The sequence below is a fragment of the Virgibacillus xinjiangensis genome, from assembly GCF_042643145.1.
GTDB lineage: Bacteria > Bacillota > Bacilli > Bacillales > Amphibacillaceae > Virgibacillus_O > Virgibacillus_O xinjiangensis.
The window spans coordinates 35753-52900 of record NZ_JBHRSA010000025.1; the positions used below are offsets into that span (position 1 = coordinate 35753).

Genomic DNA, 17148 nt, shown 5'->3' on the forward strand with positions numbered 1-17148 from the left:
AAGCATTGTTTACCCTTTCACGGTCAGCTTTTCCGTTCGGCAGCCATCGGCGGTTTTTCCAGCCACCCATTGTTGATCATGATGTTTAAGCCATCTTCGCCGTACTTTAAGATCTCTGCCATGAGCCGGGAATAGTCGATGGCCAGATCACTTCGCTGGCTCTGAGCAATGGCGGAACCGTAGTTGCCGATACCAGAATAAGTCATCAGGTTGAAATGATAGGAAATCAGTTTGTCGGAAAAGGGGGCTTCTGTTGAATCCGTGACGGTCTCATCAATGGAAGTCGGAACAGGGAGGGAGTCATTGCCAAGATAATCGCTGAATATCCTTACATGTTTGGTGGCAATTTCTTTTCCCCGCAGGATGTACTTCGCCAATTTTTTCGATTCGACCACCTGGCTGAAGCCTGTTGCCAAGGCCGAGCCCAATTCATTCGTCTTTACATTTTTGTAAAGGTTGGAGATTTCCAGACCTGTCAGTGGCCGGCCTTTTCCTAGTCCCTCCAGCATGAATGATTGTTTTTCTACAAACTCCACTTTTTTCGGTTCCGGTATATGTGGGGGACGGACAGCGATGCCCTTATCCAGCATCAGTTTGGTCACTTTCTCATGTAGTTCTATCGTGGTAGCGAGGCACTTGGAGAAAAAGGAGCGGATGTCCTTCCGATAGATATCCGGCAACAGCCGGGAATAGGTTTCCAGACCGCCTTTCGCCATTTGCTTCATATAATGCAGATAGAAAACATCCGTGAAGAGACGGCCTGCACCGAGATTCACATCCTGTTCTCCGAAGCCTTGGGGAATATGGATTTCCTCGACTTTCATGATTTTCCGTATCATCTCCACATGCTGTTGCGAGACATCGAGCGCATGTGCCATTAATTGCTTCACTTCCTCATCATCCACATGCTTCAGAAAATAGTTGAAGACACAGATGGACATGGTGTCCCCCTGATAGGTTGTCCATAGATTAGCGATTTCTGCAGAGGACAGCCTGACATGATATTCATTTTCCATTTGATATCCACCTTTACTCATCATAGATAGTTCCTATTATGTCCATTCATGGGAAAATCATGCAGCGTCAAGTATGACTGCCATCTGTAAGGGAGAGCGCTTGCTTTAAATAAATACAAAACCCGGGGGTGTATATCACCGTCCGGGTTTTGGGTCAACGTATGTTGTTGGTTCTTTCACCACCGTGGATACAGGGTTACTTCTGAAAATTCAGCAACCAGCCGACACCGTTCCTGTCTGTAACATTGGCATGTAATGCCCCCCAGAAGGTCGACTGTAGTGCAGGAGAAGCATGCCCGCCATCCAGCAGGGCACTGTACACCTTGCGTATTTCTTCCTCCGTATCGAAATCCAGGGTGATTTTCACATGCTCTCCCTTGCTAACAGGTTCAAATATATCCGAAAAATGGATGATACTGTCCCCGAGATGGAGTTCCCCATGCAGCACTTTTCCTTCATGTCCTTTGAATATAGCGATTCCATCTGCAAATTGGACATTTTTTATCTCTCCACCCAATATTTTCTGATAGTGATCCATTTCTTGTCTGCAGTTCTCGATGAATAAGTAAGGATTTGCACTTTTCATCCGTGACTTCCTCCTCCAAATTTATGCCTGTTTCTTAAACTTAACAGTAGAAGTAGGATTTAACAATGACTTTTCAGTGAATAGTTGAAGATTAAAGCACAAGAATTTTGTCTGAAGCAGGTAAAAGACGTTTTTTTACGGGATGGTGGACGGATTATCCGCCGCACACCGCGGGAATCGGCAGGAGCACCAGGATATCGGCCGGACACCGAGGAAATCAGCCGAAGCGCGAGGATATCCGCCGGACACCGCGGAAATCAGCAGGAGCGCCAGGATATCGGCCGGACACCGAGGAAATCAGCGGAAGCGCGAGGATATCCGCCGCACACCGCGGGAATCGGCAGGAGCGCGAGGATATCCGCCGGACACCGAGGAAATCAGCCGAAGCGCGAGGATATCTGCCGGACACCGCGGGAATCGGCAGGAGCGTGGGGATATCCGCCGGACACCGAGGAAATCAGCGGAAGCGCGAGGATATCCGCCGGACACCGCGGAAATCGGCAGGAGCGCGATACACTCTCACCTCCGCTCCTGCCACAGCTTCATTGGGTCCTCTTGTTCGTTGGTCAAGGGCATTTGTTTCATGGAAATGCTCCTTGCTTCTTTCGGCTTCTGCAGGTCTTCATAGATGATCTTCGATTTTTCCAGGCCGGCTTCGTAGGCATCCTCCACAGAGGCGCAGTAGATAATTTGTTCAATCCCGGCGAAATACATGGCAGAAAGGCACATGGGGCATGGTTCACCGCTTGCATACATGATCATCCCTGACAAGTCATTGGTTTTCAGTTGTTGTTGTGCACGCCGTAATGCCAGCATTTCTGCATGGCCGCTGATGTCGTAATGTTTATGCAATTCATTGACACCCTCTGTGAAAATGTCCCCGTCTTTTACGAGGACGGCACCAAATGGCTGACCACCCTCCTTTACATTATTGGCAGCCAGCTCCACCGCCCGTCTCATAAATCGGTCCATTTCTGTTCCTCCTCCAATTATCTGTTTCATCAATTATAGAATATAGCGGGTGACCCAGCCAAAAACAATGCAGCTCTTCCAGTGTACAGGACGAATGAACCGGGACATATGCCGCTGTTTTTCTTACAGTCTCTTTAACTTCACTTTAAGTCTTCTTCATACTGGCTCCTTATAATAGAGGTGAACCTAGTAGAAAGGAGTGCAGAAGCCTATGAAACGAACAGGTATTGTATTTTCTATCATTTGTGTGGCGATGTCTATGTTTGCTATGCCCGTGATGGCCGCAAAAGGGGAGGTCTCTATGAGGGAGCAGCAGCAGATCGTCAATGTTGCACACCGTGGAGCGTCCGCCCATGCGCCGGAGAACACGATGGCGGCTTTTCACAAAGGAGTGGAGATGAAGGCTGATTATGTCGAAATCGATGTGCAGATGACCAAGGACGGAGAACTCGTGCTGATCCATGATACGACAGTCGACCGTACCACGGATGGCACCGGGAAGGTAAGTGACTATACCTTGGAGGAAATCCGTCAACTGGATGCTGGAAGCTGGTTCGGTGAGGAATTTAGTGGAGAAAAAGTGCCGACTTTTGAAGAGATGCTGGATGCTTTTCGCGGCAAAACTGGTATCCTGGTAGAGCTGAAAGCACCGGAGCTGTACCCGGGCATAGAAGAAAAGGTTGCGGAAGCTCTGAAAGAACGGAACATGGACCATACAGCCAATGGCAAGATTGTCATCCAATCCTTCAATCATGAGTCGGTGAAGAAGTCCAAGGAACTGTTGCCAGAATTGCCGCATGCCGTGTTGGCTGGCATGAGTTGGGCCGATGTCAGCATGGAAGAACTGAATGAATTTGCATCCTATGCCGATTATTTCAATCCGAATATGAACATCGTGACACCTGAACTAGTCGATATGGTACATACTGCCGGCTTGGAGATCTATCCATATACCTCCAGATCGCAGGAGCAGGCTTATCATCTATTCGATTTGAATGTAGATGGCATTGTGACCGACTATCCAGAGCATGTTTATCATCATCCGGTAAAAAATCAATAGAAACATAGAAAGCGCTCCGGCAGCCTTAGGTCAATCGGAGCGCTTTCCATGTCAGTGCTTCTCTTTTTCCTCCAGAAGCTTGTCCAATTTTTCTTCCACCCTTTTCATGCGGCGGTTTCTACGGACCACAACAAGGACAATGCCTACTATTACAAGCATCATCAGTAAAAACAATACCAATTGAAAAATCATATCACCCGTCTGTAAAGCTCCCACAGTTGCTGATATAATCATTTTCCATCCCCCCTGCAATTAATAGATTCCATAGGCAAGGTAACATGCCCATCACACGGAAAGTGCTCACCCTTCCGCAGACACACAAAGGAATTTCACCGTCTCCTCTGTCCGGTTCAGCCAATAGTGCGGCTTGGAGGAATCGACAAAGATGCTGTCGTACGGTTCCAGGGTGTATTCCGTCTGATTGATCATGACTGTCAGTGTCCCTTCCAATACATAGAGGAATTCCTGCCCGCTGTGCGTGATATTGTTGCCTTGATTATCACCTGGATTCAATACCACAAGAATCGGTGTGAATAGCGGGTTTTGCATCTTCCCAGTAAGATCTCTGTAAATGAATGTATTCTCGCCCAAGTCATCCACATCGGATGTGTTACGGGCAATCGCTTCTTCCGGATCTTTTTCCGGCTCATCGAAAAAGTGGCTCGGATTCACCCCGAGTGTATCGGAAATTTTCTTGAGTGACTCTAACGTAGCCGATGATTTTCCGTTTTCCAATTGCGACAGGAAACTGATCGACAAACCTGTCTGCTGGGAAATCTGTTTCAAGGTCAGCTTTTTCCTCTTCCGCAGCTGTTTTATATTTGCTCCTAACGCTTCCTGCATATGTTGTTCACCTCGTGCCGACAACCAAATTGAATGTTCATTATAGCATGGTCCCCGGGAATCTTGTTATCTAATATTCTATAGGATGAAGTATGGTTAATTGAATAGATTGTTGACAATTTATAGAAAATTACCGTATAATTCGATTAGAAAGTTTAAGTGACACTTAAATTCTGGTGACAGGAGGGGAGAAGAAGGGAAGAACTTGCTATTCATTCTATATCTTTTTTGTAAGCGATTTCTTTAGGTGGAAGCTTTTCAAACACAAATATAGGAGTGATAGACAATGGAGAAGAAAAAAATGCGCCGGGTGCTTGTCGCGAGTATTGTCGGAAGTGCCATTGAATGGTTTGACTACTTTTTATATGGGACTGTTGCCGCTTTGGTCTTCAATCAGCTGTTCTTTGTAACCGAGGACCCGGCATTCGGTACGTTGTATGCCTTTGCGACATTCGCGCTGGCCTTTTTGATCCGCCCGTTCGGAGGAATCATCTTCAGTCATATCGGCGACCGGATCGGACGGAAGAAGACCTTGGTCCTGACGCTCAGTCTGATGGGAATTTCCACTTTCTTGATGGGGGTTCTGCCGACGTATCAAGTCATTGGCATCTGGGCACCCATCCTGTTGATTACTTTGCGACTGATCCAGGGGATCGGCCTTGGCGGTGAATGGGGAGGAGCGTTGCTGTTGGCGGTGGAATATGCACCAAAAGAGAAGCGCGGCCTGTTCGGAAGTGTTCCCCAGATGGGGGTTACCCTCGGGATGCTGATGGGAACCATTGCCCTGTCGATCATGACCTTGCTGCCGGAAGGTTCCTTCATGACTTGGGGCTGGAGGGTGCCATTCCTACTGAGTGCAATGCTGGTCATCTTCGGTCTGTGGATCCGTAAGGGAATCGACGAAACACCATCCTTCAAAAAGAATCAGGAGCAGGGAACCGTGGCCAAGCTGCCGATTGCTGATACCCTGCGCTACCATTGGAAAGAAGTGCTGATCGCCATCGGGGCGAAAGTGGTGGAGACCGCTCCATTCTATATTTTCGGTACTTTCATCGTTTCCTATGCCACATCCAATTTGAGTTTCACGGAAACAAATGCATTGAATGCCGTAACCATTGGTACGATCATCACGACCATCATGATGCCGATCATGGGTGCTCTATCGGATAAAATCGGGCGGAAGCCGCTGTACATTGGGGGAACCATCCTGATGGCACTGTATGCTTTCCCTTATTTCTGGCTGATCCACCAAGGTTCGGTAGCCATGCTGATGTTGGCGACCATCATCGGGCTTGGTATCATCTGGGCACCGATTACCGCTGTGCTCGGTACCATGTTTTCGGAGATTTTCAGTGCCAAGGTACGCTACACCGGAATTTCACTCGGTTATCAGATAGGCGCAGCACTTGCCGGTGGTACTGCACCACTTGTTGCGACTGCCTTGCTGATCCGCTTCGATAATTCCTATGTGCCGGTAGCATTGTACATCATCCTCACCGCTGTGATCTCCCTTGTAGCTGTTTCGGCTGTGAAAGACCGTAAGGCACAAGATTTGGATGAGGAAGAAGAAGTACTTCAGACGAGTGAAGCCAAAGCGACAACATAGAGAGAGAAAGGGAGTATGACATGCTTATTCTATCAGGTAAAGATATACAGCAACATTATCGTATGGGGGACGCCATTGCAGATGTGAAGCAGGGGCTCAATTCGAAAAAAGGCGGCTCGATCACTAGTCCGCATCGCACGGTTCTTGACGTCCCGCAGCATGATGGTTCTGCATTGTATATGCCGAGTGCCGACCTGGCACAAGAGATGGCATCGGTGAAAGTCGTGTCCATCTTCCCACAGAACCCGGCAAAGGGGAAACCGACGACCCAGGGGGTGCTGATGCTGACGGAAGCAGAAACAGGGGAGCATATTTGCATGATGGATGCCTCCTACTTAACCAGGCTCCGGACAGGGGCACTCAGCGCCATTGCGACAGAAAAGCTGGCCAGGGAAGATGCCAAAGTAGTTGGGGTAATCGGAACAGGTGCCATGGCTTTTGAACAAGTGCTTGGAATGTTGGAGGTCCGCAACATATCTTCCCTGAAACTGTACAATCGCACCAAGGAAAAGGCCGAAGCTTTCAAGAAGAAGCTGCAGGATTTCGGGGTGGAAGTGGATATGGATGTCTGCGACCACTCCGAGGACGTGCTGGCTGAAGCGGACATCCTCTGCTGTGCCACCCGTTCGAAAGAACCCGTATTTAACGGAGACCTGTTGAAGGAAGGCACCCATGTCAACGGAGTCGGCTCCTTTCTGCCATCGATGCGAGAAGTGGACCAGGCCACCATCAGAAGAGCAGAAAAAATAGTGGTTGATGACCTGGCCGGTGTCAAAGACGAGGCCGGAGAGCTGATCCACGCCGATGCGGATGAGCAATTCAACTGGGATTTTTCTTCTATCGATGCCGAACTCAGCGATCTTGGCGAGGATGACAGGCCACTGAGGGAATCGAAAGAGGGCATCACTTTTTTCAAATCCGTCGGTGCCGCCTATTTCGATCTAGTAGTAGCCATTGGAATCTACAAAAAATTGAAGGACATGGATATTGGAGTAGAGGCAGAGTTATAAGCTATGTAGATTGCCAGGCCGGCAGACGCATGAACCGGCATCAACCTTATATGACGAAAATAGACCGGGCAACCCGCTCGGTCTATTTCATTGGCCATTAGTTTGTCACTTCATCCAATACTTCGATATTTTGTTTCATCAAAGACAGATAGTCCTCACCGTTATCGATATCCTCTTCCGTCAAAACGGACACGTTATGAATTTGTGCTTTTTTCATACCGAGCTGTTCCTGAATGATTTCCGATACACGATTGGAACTGTTTTGTTCATAGATCATGTATTCCAGGTCATATTCATCAGCCAGGTCAATGATTTGCGTCAATTCCTTCTGGGAAGGTTCGCTGCTGGAAGAGAGGCCGTTCACAGATATTTGCTCGATCCCATAGCGTTCTTCCCAATAGCCATATGCTGCATGGGACACGAGAATATGCTTGTCTTCCTTGTTTCCAATAGAACTAACAAACTCCTCATCCAGCTGATGCAGGTCATCTTTTAGAGAAGTGAAGTTTTCCTCGTACGTTTGTTCTGCCTCTGGATTCAGCTCGATAAGCTCCTCTTTTACCATCTCTGCCATTTCTATCATTCTCACTGGATCGAGCCAAACATGTGGGTTATGGTCGCCGTGGTTGTGCCCATCATCCCCTTCATGGCCATGAGAATCTTGGTTTTCGCCGTGAGCATCTTGATGTTCACCCTCATCATGTTGCTCATCTTCATGATGTTCATCGCCATCATGGTGCTCATGCGCTTCGTCGTTATGCTCGTCTTCTGCGGAACCCTCGCTTGGCTGGAACAGCTCCTCATTCTGTCCGAGTTCCACCATCTCCACCTCTTGGGAGGACAATGCCTCTGCAGCGGTTTCGGCAAAGCCTTCCATGCCGGCTCCCATATAAATGAACGCATCTCCGTCTGCGATGGTTGTCATATCACGTGTCGTCGGTTCAAATGTATGGGCATCCACCCCGGGAGGGAAGACCGATTCAACGGAAATGGTATCCCCGCCTATCCGCTCTGCTGCATACTGGATGGGATAAAGTGTGGTATAAATCGTTAGCCCTTCCGTTTCTTTATTTGGTGAAGCTTGCTCAGCAGAACTGCAACCCGCCACCACAAGGGCAATCAAAATGAATAAGATCAGTGCTTTTAAGCTTTTCAACGTCAACTTCCTCTCCGCATCTTTTCTTTACTGTTTATAGTTATGAATAAAATAATACCGTAATGATTACGTTTTGTAAATAGTAACGGTTACGGTTTATATCAAGAATGATTCCAACAGCTTGAGACCTGCCTGTAAGAGAAGAAACCTGCTTGTCTACGCTGAACTTTAGAAGAAACATCTATTTCTGTATGCCGATGCAGCAGCATCTGATACTGCAGCTATTTTGATAGAATGGATGAAAAGGCGTAAAATAGGAAGGGTGCATGAATGGTATAAAGGTAAGTAAAGAAAGAGGCGCTATTAGATGAATAACAACAGCAATCATACATTCTGGACCACCGTGAAACAGGCATTTGAAATAAAAAATGTTCCATTCCCCTGGATTAAGTCTTTACTCGCAGGGATCTGTGCAGGGATACCTATATTTCTTGGACTGCTATTCGGCAATTTCCAATATGGGATGTACGGCAGTATCGGAAGCTTCACGTTTCTCTACATGTTCAATGAACCACTTGCCCAGCGAGCGAAGAAGCTGTTCTTTGTTGCCGTCGGCCTGGCTGCCGCTGTCGGAATAGGTACACTGCTGGCCCCGTATCCATTGGCAATGGCAGTGGCTGTCGGCTTTATTGGTGCATTTGTCACCTTCATTTTCGGGACCCTGAAATTTCCAGGGCCTGCTGCGATCTTTTTTGTTCTGGCTGTCACCTTGACTTCTGCCATGAATATCAATCCATCGGAAGCCCCGATACGGGCGGGACTGGTTTTTCTAGGTGGGATGCTTTCCTGGACAGTCGCCATGTCCGGCTGGTTCATTAATCGAAGAGGGTCTGAAACGAAAGCATTGAAAGCTGTTTACAACCAGCTGGCTTCGCTGATCGATTCTGCAAGTACCGATACATTCAGTGTGGCCAGGGAAAAGGCGCTCCAGCAGATCAAGGTCGCTGGTGATACGTTGTCTGCCGGCTATATATCATGGGATAAATCCATGGAATCCAGGAAGTTATACTATTTATATGAGCAGGCGAACCATATCTTTTCCGAAGTGGTCGAGTATCATGCCAAGGAAGGTAGCCGGATTCCCGAGGACTTCGGACAAGCAATTCGAGAATTTGTGAAGTCTCTCGAAGGTGGGAAGTCATCTGCTTCTGCCCTTCCCAAGGTCGATGACCACCCGATGCTCATACGGCTTAGCACCCGGATCAGGGAGGTGGATGAGGTACTGACTGACCCGGAGAAAGCCGCGAAACATGACATTCATATCCGAAAGCCGCCGGTCCGTTCCTTATTTGCAGGGGCACTTCATAAAAATTCCATCGTATTCATCTCCTCGCTCAGGAATGGCTTCATCATGGTCATTGCCGCGCTGATCGCCTTTTCGTTCGACTTTGACCGTGCATACTGGATTCCACTTTCCTGTGCAGCAGTGATGATGGGAACCACCGTCATGACGACTTTCCACCGGGCCATCCAGCGTTCCGTGGGAACCATCATCGGTGTACTGATCGCCAGCATGTTATTGGCATCCCAGCCAGAGGGGTGGATGATTGCAGTCATCATTACCGTGCTCACATTCGGAGCGGAAATGTTCATACCGAGGAATTACGCACTCGCCGCATTTTTCTTCACCTCAACGGCAATTTTCATGGCAGAAAATGCTACCCAAATTTTTGATGTGGGCTATTTCGCCGCCATAAGGGCTACGGATGTCCTGATTGGCTGTACCATCGGCCTTGCCGGCACATACTTGATCGGCAGAAGATCTGCATCCAGCCGTCTCCCGCATTTGCTGTCCAAAACAATCCGCAGCGAGATGCAAGTGCTTGCTCAACTGTTTTCCGATAACACCGGTACAGCTGTAGGAGAAAGCGGGGACATGCGGAAAATGCAGACCAACTTGAACAACCTCAACCTGGTATATTCCACGGCCTTGGGAGAGATACCGCGAAATAAACCGGCTCTTCATAATCTCTGGCCGATCATCTTCTCAACGGATCAGCTCGGATACTTGTTGGAAGCAGCGGCCAAAGAACCGAACCGTACCATTTTATCTGACGAAGAAATGGCCCATTTGCTGTTGACTTTTGAGAAAATGGCCCAAGCTGCCAAACAGGAGCAGCCGCTCAGTAGGAGAGAAATACCACGGCTGCCGAGCCACCCCCATATTGAAAAGGAAATTGCCGATCTGCAGACAGCAATGCAGCTGAGGAAATAAGGCAGCTGGGGCCCCGTCACACTCGTGCCGCGCCACCTCACCCGGGCGTCAGCCTCCCGAACTCGTGCCGCGCAGCCTCTCGCTCGGGCGCCACTGCTCCGCACTCGTGCCGCGCCACCTCTCACTCGGGCCACACAGCCTCCCCCACTCGTGCGGTGTCCTTCCATCCCATGTTATAATGTACGTGCTCAAAACGATCTGAACCGTTACACATATAGGTGTGTCATACATAGGGAGGAATTGGGATTGGCGGAGAACTTTCAATTGGAAAAGAAATTAATGCAGGTTTATGACGGCAGTGCCGATCGGGATGGCATCTCTGGCTCGCGCCTGGCAAAGAGGCTTGGCGAGTTGTCCCAGATTGGACGTACAGAGGATAATGGTTCCAAGCGGCCCGGCTTTTCGCTTGAGGAAAAAGCGGCAAAGGATCTCGTGATGGACTGGATGCGGGAAGCAGGCCTTGAAGTGAAACAGGACGGCGCAGGCAATGTGTTCGGCCGGCTTGTCGGGAAAAATGATTCATTGCCGGCAGTTTTGAGCGGGTCGCATGTCGATAGTGTACCGAATGGGGGCCATTTCGACGGTCCGCTTGGTGTCCTTGCTGCACTGGAAGTTGCGCAGGCTTGGAAGGATGCCGGTTACCAGCCGGAAAAGCCGTATGAAGTGGTGATTTTCAGTGATGAAGAAGGTTCCCGCTTCCAAGGGGGCTTCAACGGAAGTGAAGCGATGATGGGCTATATTGATCTCGAGGAGAAAAAGAAGCTGAACGACACGGAAGGCAGAAGCTTTGAAGAAGTTCTCGCAGATGTCGGCCTCACCCCGGAAGGCTTCCTAGAAGCAAAACGCAGTCCAGAGGAGATCGACATGTTTGTCGAGGTGCATATCGAGCAGGGAAAACGCCTGGAGAAGGAAAACCTGCCCTGTGGGATTGTCACCGGAATTGCCGGTCCGTCTTTTCTGGAATTGACATTTACCGGTCAGGCTGGCCATGCTGGCAACACCCCGATGAATGACCGGCAGGATCCGCTGGTGGCTGCCAGTGAGTTCATCTACCAGGTGAACCAGCTGCCACGAAAAGTAAGTGAGTCCGCCGTTGCGACGGTTGGAAAGATGCATGTTGAGCCAAACGGCATCAATGTCATCCCTGGCAAGGTCACCGTATTCGTCGACGTTCGGGATATTGCCGAGAATACACGGGATACTTTGCTCAGCCAAGTGGAAGGACTGGCAAACAGCATTTCCGGTAAACATGGCATCGGTTTGGAATGTGAGGAGAAAATGCGAATCACTCCTGTACCGATAGAAGAGGAGACACAGCAGCTGCTGGAAAAGGCCGTGGAGTCGAATGACATCCGCCCATACCGCTTGCCGAGCGGAGCCGGCCATGACTCCATGATTATCGGAACCAAGCTGCCGATTGCCATGTTGTTCACGAAAAGCAAGGACGGTATCAGCCACAATCCCGACGAATGGTCTGACTTGAAGGATTGTGTAGAAACGGTACATGTCTTGAAAACATTTCTGGAGAGCAAAGTATCAGGATCATAGGTGCCCATCAAAACAGCCCCTCTGTGAGAGAGTGGAAATCTCACGAGGGGCTGTTTTTTTACAAAAATAGCAGGCCAATGACGATCGGGATGAAACTGTAGAACAGGATCATCACACAGAAGCCCATGATATCCCGGACCTTCAAGCCGGCTATTGCCAGAACGGGCAATGCCCAAAACGGTTGGATCATATTGGTCCATGCATCTCCCCAGGCAACGGCCATGGCAGTCTTTGCAGAGCTGACGCCGATTTCCATGGCGGCTGGGATCATGATCGGCCCCTGTACGGCCCATTGTCCGCCGCCGGAAGGGACAAAGAAATTGACAATGCCTGCACTCAGAAAGGCAAACAGCGGATACGTAAACTCAGTGGAAAAGCTGATGAACCATTCGGACATTTGCTGGGACAGTCCGGAAGCTACCATCATGCCCATGATGCCGGCATAAAATGGAAACTGTACAATGATGCCTGCCGCGTTCTTGACACCTTTCATGACGGTATCCAAGAACCGCTTCGGGGTCCGGTGGAACAAGATGCCGAGAAACAGGAAAATGAAATTGACAATGTTGATATTCAAATCGAACCCATTGACGGAAAAATGATAGACTATATAGACAAGACCCATCACCCCGATGAGAAGGGATAGGATTTGACTATTCTCCAGCCGCTCCGCCGGGGTCAACGGTTGGATTTTCACCTGGCTTCGATCAGCTTCTTCCTCCTCATCCTCTTTCCACAAAGCGGCATCTGTGTTCTTAAGCGGGTCGCTTCCATTCATTAAAAATCTGTTGAAGAATGGAAGAGTCACCAGCAAGAACAGGACGATGAACATGTTGAACGGGCTGAACAATGTTTCGGTAACAGCAATCGTCCCGATGGTGTCTTCCAGAAAATGGCCGGGAGTCGCCAGCAATAAAGGAATCGAAGCGGAGAAGCCCCCATGCCATACAAGCATCCCGCTATAAGCACTGGCAATCAGCAGACGATAATCCACGGATGGAACCCGCTTCGCTACGTGAATGGCAAACAGGGCGCCGACCACCAAACCGAATCCATAATTGATCAAACAAGCAACGAGGGCAACGAAGGTAACAAGCATGATTGCCTGTACCGGCGTGTTTGCCAGCATGCTCAATCTTCCCAGTGCCCGGCGGATGACCGGCGCACTTGCCAGAATATATCCAGTCACCACCACAAGGGACATCTGCATGGCAAAAGCCAGCAGGTCCCAGAATCCACTGCCCCAATGCTCTACCATTTCTACCGGTCCACTGGCTGTAAACAGGACACCGGCCACATAGACGACAATCGTCAGGATGATGGCAAACAGAAAAGCATCAGGCAAATACCGTTGCACCATCCGGTCAAAAAAACTAGTGAGTGTTTTCATCATACTCCCCCTTAATCAAATTTCGACAAATACCGTAAGCAGTACCATGAAATAGTAACATAAAACTCTTAATATTCAAATTATATGTACGGGCCGTATGGAATAGCCCTTTTTTCATAGAAAGAAAAAATGTTGGCATCTGGGTGATAGCGGTGAATACTCTCCCCTTATATAGGTCGAGACTGGTTAACATTGGCAGTGACCTTCTGTTGTTTAGCGTTACATAAAATCTGAAGGATGCCATTCAACATACTTCTGGAAAGCATGGCCAGTTCCTTAGCTCAACTAGTGATGCGAGTTCTTAGTCTCTTTTTTGCAGAAGTACTGTTGATGAATACCGTTGAAAGGGAAGGGTGTGGGGATTTGATGCGGTTTTTATTGATGATCTGGATCGTCTTTATTTTCATAGGGACATGTACCCAGGATGTCCATGCATTTCTATCCTATGGGGAAGTGAGTTTCCGGCTGTCAAAGGAACCTGATTGGCAGAACATCGCTGTCCTGTACCCGCTTGAGCAGGTAAGTGTCTTTGAGCTTGCAGGCCATTTCATCATGTTTTTTGTATTGACATTGTTATTGGCCATGGTATTAGGACGGGTTGGATGGATCATTTTGATAAGTTTGATGATAGCAATCACCACGGAATTTCTTCAGGGTTATGTCGGACGTGGAGCGGATTTGTATGACCTGCTGGCAAATGTGATGGGCATTTTGATCGCCGTTGGACTTGTCTATGGTGTCAGATTTCTAGGGCAGTTATCATAGAAGGGATGAAGCATTAGAAAGATTATATGGAAAGGAGCATTCGAGTGGAGCGCGAGGATATCGGCAGCACACGCGTGAAATCGGCCGGAGCGCGAGGATATCAGCAACACGCGCAGGAAATCCGCCGGAGCGCGATGATATCAGCAGCACACGTGTGAAATCGGCCGGAGCGCGATGATATCGGCAGCACACCCGTGAAATCGGCCGAAGCGCGATGATATCAGCAGCACACGCGTGAAATCGGCCGAAGCGTCGGTTTATCAGCAGCACGCGCAGGAAATCCGCCGGAGCGCGAGGATATCGGCAGCACACGCGTGAAATCCGCCGGAGCGCGAGTTTATCGGCAGCACACGCGGGAAATCCGCCGGAGCGCGAGTTTATCGGCAGCAGACGCAGAAAATCTGCCGGAGCGCTATGATATCAGCAGCACAAGCGGGAAATCCGCCGAAGCGCGATGATATCAGCAGCACATGCGTGAAATCCGCCGGAGCGCGAGTTTATCGGCAGCAGACGCAGGAAATCTGCCGGAGCGCGATGATATCAGCAGCACATGCGTGAAATCCGCCGAAGCGCTATGATATCAGCAGCACACGCGGGAAATCCGCCGGAGCGTGATGATATCGGCAGCACACGCGTGAAATCCGCCGGAGCGCGAGGATATCAGCAACACGCGCGTGAAATCGGCCGGAGCGCGAGGATATCAGCAGCACCCGCAGGAAATCCGCCGGAGCTCAGCTTTATCGGCATCACACGCGGGAAATCCGCCGGAGCGCGAGGGCCCGCATCTATCAAAATAGAACGTATGTTTACCACGTTCCCCCTTCTTCCTGTATAATATGGAAAGCAGGAAGGGGGGTCAACATGAAGGGAAGCACACATGCCATGCTCGGAGGTGCTGCAGGATTCGGAGTGGCTGCCTATTACGGGGTGGAACCGCTGGACAGCATTGCCTTGATCAGTGCCGGCATGATTGCGGGGCTGTTTCCGGATCTTGATACGGGAGGCAGACTATCGAATCGGATCACGCTCCCGTCGGAACCGTTGAAAGTCGTCATGAGCTTTGTTGCCTTATGGCTTGTCTATTATTCTTGGATAGAAGGGGTTGGCGTCGACCGGGCTATTGGAATCGGCGTAGGGATGCTGCTGTTTTTCTTTTCCCGGAAGTTGTCCGAAAAGATGATGCTTTCCGTGACCGGTGCCGGTGTCATTTTGCTGGGAGCGGCGATGAACGTACTGTGGCTTCTGTTGCTAGGAGCATATGTCGTGTTGGCGTCGCTTGTGCCGCACAGGTCCTATACCCATTCGGTGCTCGGTCTGGCTTTTTTCAGTTATATCAGTTACTTGTTTACAGTGGATGTAGATATCCAGGGAATGTTCTATGCCTGCATACTCGGCTACAGCTCCCATTTGGTTGGTGATTCCAGGTGGATCCCGGGAAATAGAAAAGGCGTGAAACTGCTCGCACCGTTAACAGACTATCAATTTTAACTAGTACATAGGAAGCGGTCATCTGTATGATTCTATTCATTACAGATGACCGCTTTTTTAGTAGAAAATCTCCTCCTGTTCTCCCACCTGGATCCATTCACAAACTGGGCATATAGACATGTTTTTGAAATGAAGTGGGACTATACACACTGCGGGTTCAGGGACATATTGTTCAATTTGTGAATTTCAGAAGGTTTTGCGCTTAGAAACCAAGAATGTATAACAAGCAGATAATTCAAAAAATAGGAGGGGATGGAATGAAGCGAAGAAGAGCACTTGCTGTCACATGCAGCTCCCTATTGCTTGGTGCAGGGATTCTAGCAGCACCTGTATTGGATACGCCTGTCCAAGCTGAAAAGGCGCAGGAGTATAAAATGCCTGCAATCTCAGGTTTCATCAGTCATGATGAATTGACTAGGGAACTTGATCTCATCAAACAAACTAGTAACGGACGAGTGGAAGTGGACGTTGCAGGCTATTCCAATCAGGGCCGGGAAATTTTTACGGCTACTGTCGGTACTGGTGACAAGGTCGTGCTGATTGAAAGTGAAATTCACGGAAATGAAAAAGTAGGCACCAAGGCATTGCTGAAGATGATCAAGCAGATAGGCTCCAACAATTCCCCTGATATGCAGGCACTTCGGGAGGAGTTGACGATTGTTGCCATGCCGATGGTCAATCCGGATGCTACAGAGCGTAACCGGCGTGGAAATGATATGACATGGGAAGAAGTAGTGGAAGACTTCCCGCAATTGGAAGGGACAGAGCCTTCTTGGAACTACTATACTTATGAAAATCAATACTGGAATTATGGGGTGAATCCAGGGTTTGATGTCAATCGGGATTTTAATCCAGATCTGGATTACACTCCACAGGCAGATGATTTCCCTAACGATTCCTCTCTGCCTGGCTGGTTCATCACTCCAGAAGCCCAGACTATCCGGGATGTCTATAAAGGATTGCAGGAGGAATATGGAAATGTCGATGTATTCGTCGATCTTCACCATCAAGGGGAGTATGTCGTAGAGGGGACAGATGATCCGGTGACACTCTCCTTATCCGGTGTGTTCATTCCTGAATCGGAGACGGAAGCAGGGGGCAAATACGAAGAATATGCGGATGAATACAACGTAGATTTTTCCAAGCAGTTGAATATTGCTGCATACGATGCGCTCCAGCAGATGGGCAATTCCCCATTCGGTAACATTACACTGTATCCGCAGGACCTTGATCTGCCTGGAACAGCACTTGGATCCTTTGCCATGAATGGCAGCGGAGCCGTCTTATTCGAGGTGACCGGTCAGACGCAGAGTTTCGGCCAGAAAAAGCTGGGACAGTTGACCAAAGCAGTAGAAACCGGCTTGTACGGCATCCTGGACAGCGTAGCGACCGGCAAGGTCCATGAGCTGGATGTGGATGAGTATGATGACATTCCGCTGACCGAACGGTAAGAGGCATAAGAAAAGAGCAGTTTCGGCTGCTCTTTTCTTATG

The 17148-nt window shown here is 49.2% G+C and carries 18 protein-coding genes; 11 read left to right on the forward strand and 7 right to left on the reverse strand.

Going from position 1 to position 17148, the window contains the following annotated elements; all coding sequences use genetic code 11:
- Nucleotides 1–23 precede the first annotated feature (23 nt).
- The gene (locus ACFOGI_RS06050; RefSeq protein WP_390269971.1) at nt 24–1016 is read right to left on the reverse strand and encodes a DUF3231 family protein; all 993 of its coding nucleotides are present in this window, start codon (nt 1014–1016) and stop codon (nt 24–26) included.
- Between the two features lie 196 nt (nt 1017–1212).
- Nucleotides 1213–1602: a VOC family protein gene (locus ACFOGI_RS06055; RefSeq protein WP_390269974.1), complete on the reverse strand. Its 390-nt coding sequence runs from the start codon at nt 1600–1602 to the stop codon at nt 1213–1215.
- A gap of 142 nt (nt 1603–1744) precedes the next feature.
- Here ACFOGI_RS06055 and ACFOGI_RS06060 point away from each other — a divergent pair, with 142 nt between their 5' ends.
- Nucleotides 1745–2230: a hypothetical protein gene (locus ACFOGI_RS06060; protein WP_390269977.1), complete on the forward strand. Its 486-nt coding sequence runs from the start codon at nt 1745–1747 to the stop codon at nt 2228–2230.
- On the opposite strand, the gene ACFOGI_RS06065 is transcribed toward ACFOGI_RS06060, so the two are convergent.
- Nucleotides 2122–2574: a nucleoside deaminase gene (locus ACFOGI_RS06065; RefSeq protein WP_390269980.1), complete on the reverse strand. Its 453-nt coding sequence runs from the start codon at nt 2572–2574 to the stop codon at nt 2122–2124. The genes ACFOGI_RS06060 and ACFOGI_RS06065 overlap by 109 nt on opposite strands.
- 211 nt (nt 2575–2785) lie before the next feature.
- On the opposite strand from ACFOGI_RS06065, the gene ACFOGI_RS06070 reads away from it, so the two are divergent.
- The gene (locus ACFOGI_RS06070) at nt 2786–3634 is read left to right on the forward strand and encodes a glycerophosphodiester phosphodiesterase (RefSeq protein WP_390269983.1); all 849 of its coding nucleotides are present in this window, start codon (nt 2786–2788) and stop codon (nt 3632–3634) included.
- A gap of 51 nt (nt 3635–3685) precedes the next feature.
- Here the strand turns inward: ACFOGI_RS06070 and ACFOGI_RS06075 are convergent, their stop codons facing one another.
- Together ACFOGI_RS06075 and ACFOGI_RS06080 are read right to left on the reverse strand one after the other, a co-directional pair.
- A complete protein-coding gene (locus tag ACFOGI_RS06075; RefSeq protein ID WP_390269986.1) occupies nt 3686–3868 on the reverse strand; it encodes a hypothetical protein in 183 nt (60 codons plus the stop codon).
- 66 nt (nt 3869–3934) lie between these two features.
- The gene (locus tag ACFOGI_RS06080) at nt 3935–4477 is read right to left on the reverse strand and encodes a helix-turn-helix domain-containing protein (RefSeq protein ID WP_390269989.1); all 543 of its coding nucleotides are present in this window, start codon (nt 4475–4477) and stop codon (nt 3935–3937) included.
- Between the two features lie 286 nt (nt 4478–4763).
- On the opposite strand from ACFOGI_RS06080, the gene ACFOGI_RS06085 reads away from it, so the two are divergent.
- Together ACFOGI_RS06085 and ACFOGI_RS06090 are read left to right on the forward strand one after the other, a co-directional pair.
- Complete coding sequence (locus tag ACFOGI_RS06085; RefSeq protein ID WP_390269992.1) at nt 4764–6083, forward strand: MFS transporter; 1320 nt, start codon at nt 4764–4766, stop codon at nt 6081–6083.
- Between the two features lie 20 nt (nt 6084–6103).
- Nucleotides 6104–7093: an ornithine cyclodeaminase family protein gene (locus tag ACFOGI_RS06090; RefSeq protein WP_390269995.1), complete on the forward strand. Its 990-nt coding sequence runs from the start codon at nt 6104–6106 to the stop codon at nt 7091–7093.
- A gap of 97 nt (nt 7094–7190) precedes the next feature.
- Here ACFOGI_RS06090 and ACFOGI_RS06095 read toward each other — a convergent pair whose 3' ends face one another.
- Nucleotides 7191–8249, reverse strand: a complete 1059-nt coding sequence (locus tag ACFOGI_RS06095; RefSeq protein WP_390269998.1) for a metal ABC transporter solute-binding protein, Zn/Mn family — start codon at nt 8247–8249, stop codon at nt 7191–7193.
- Between the two features lie 307 nt (nt 8250–8556).
- Here ACFOGI_RS06095 and ACFOGI_RS06100 point away from each other — a divergent pair, with 307 nt between their 5' ends.
- Nucleotides 8557–10464, forward strand: a complete 1908-nt coding sequence (locus tag ACFOGI_RS06100; protein ID WP_390270002.1) for an FUSC family protein — start codon at nt 8557–8559, stop codon at nt 10462–10464.
- A 246-nt stretch (nt 10465–10710) separates the two neighbouring features.
- Entirely contained in the window at nt 10711–12012 is a 1302-nt protein-coding gene (locus ACFOGI_RS06105) for a M20 family metallo-hydrolase (protein ID WP_390270005.1), read from the forward strand.
- Between the two features lie 58 nt (nt 12013–12070).
- Here ACFOGI_RS06105 and ACFOGI_RS06110 read toward each other — a convergent pair whose 3' ends face one another.
- Complete coding sequence (locus ACFOGI_RS06110) at nt 12071–13402, reverse strand: short-chain fatty acid transporter (RefSeq protein ID WP_390270008.1); 1332 nt, start codon at nt 13400–13402, stop codon at nt 12071–12073.
- 330 nt (nt 13403–13732) lie between these two features.
- Between ACFOGI_RS06110 and ACFOGI_RS06115 the strand changes: the two genes are divergently transcribed.
- From ACFOGI_RS06115 to ACFOGI_RS06135, 5 genes are all read left to right on the forward strand, one after another.
- A complete protein-coding gene (locus ACFOGI_RS06115; RefSeq protein WP_390270011.1) occupies nt 13733–14167 on the forward strand; it encodes a VanZ family protein in 435 nt (144 codons plus the stop codon).
- A 414-nt stretch (nt 14168–14581) separates the two neighbouring features.
- Nucleotides 14582–14725: a hypothetical protein gene (locus ACFOGI_RS06120; protein WP_390270014.1), complete on the forward strand. Its 144-nt coding sequence runs from the start codon at nt 14582–14584 to the stop codon at nt 14723–14725.
- 16 nt (nt 14726–14741) lie between these two features.
- Nucleotides 14742–15002, forward strand: a complete 261-nt coding sequence (locus ACFOGI_RS06125) for a hypothetical protein (protein ID WP_390270018.1) — start codon at nt 14742–14744, stop codon at nt 15000–15002.
- A gap of 26 nt (nt 15003–15028) precedes the next feature.
- Nucleotides 15029–15655, forward strand: a complete 627-nt coding sequence (locus ACFOGI_RS06130) for a metal-dependent hydrolase (protein WP_390270022.1) — start codon at nt 15029–15031, stop codon at nt 15653–15655.
- Between the two features lie 257 nt (nt 15656–15912).
- Nucleotides 15913–17106, forward strand: coding sequence for a M14 family zinc carboxypeptidase (locus ACFOGI_RS06135; RefSeq protein WP_390270025.1), 1194 nt, complete (start codon nt 15913–15915; stop codon nt 17104–17106).
- Nucleotides 17107–17148: the final 42 nt, after the last annotated feature.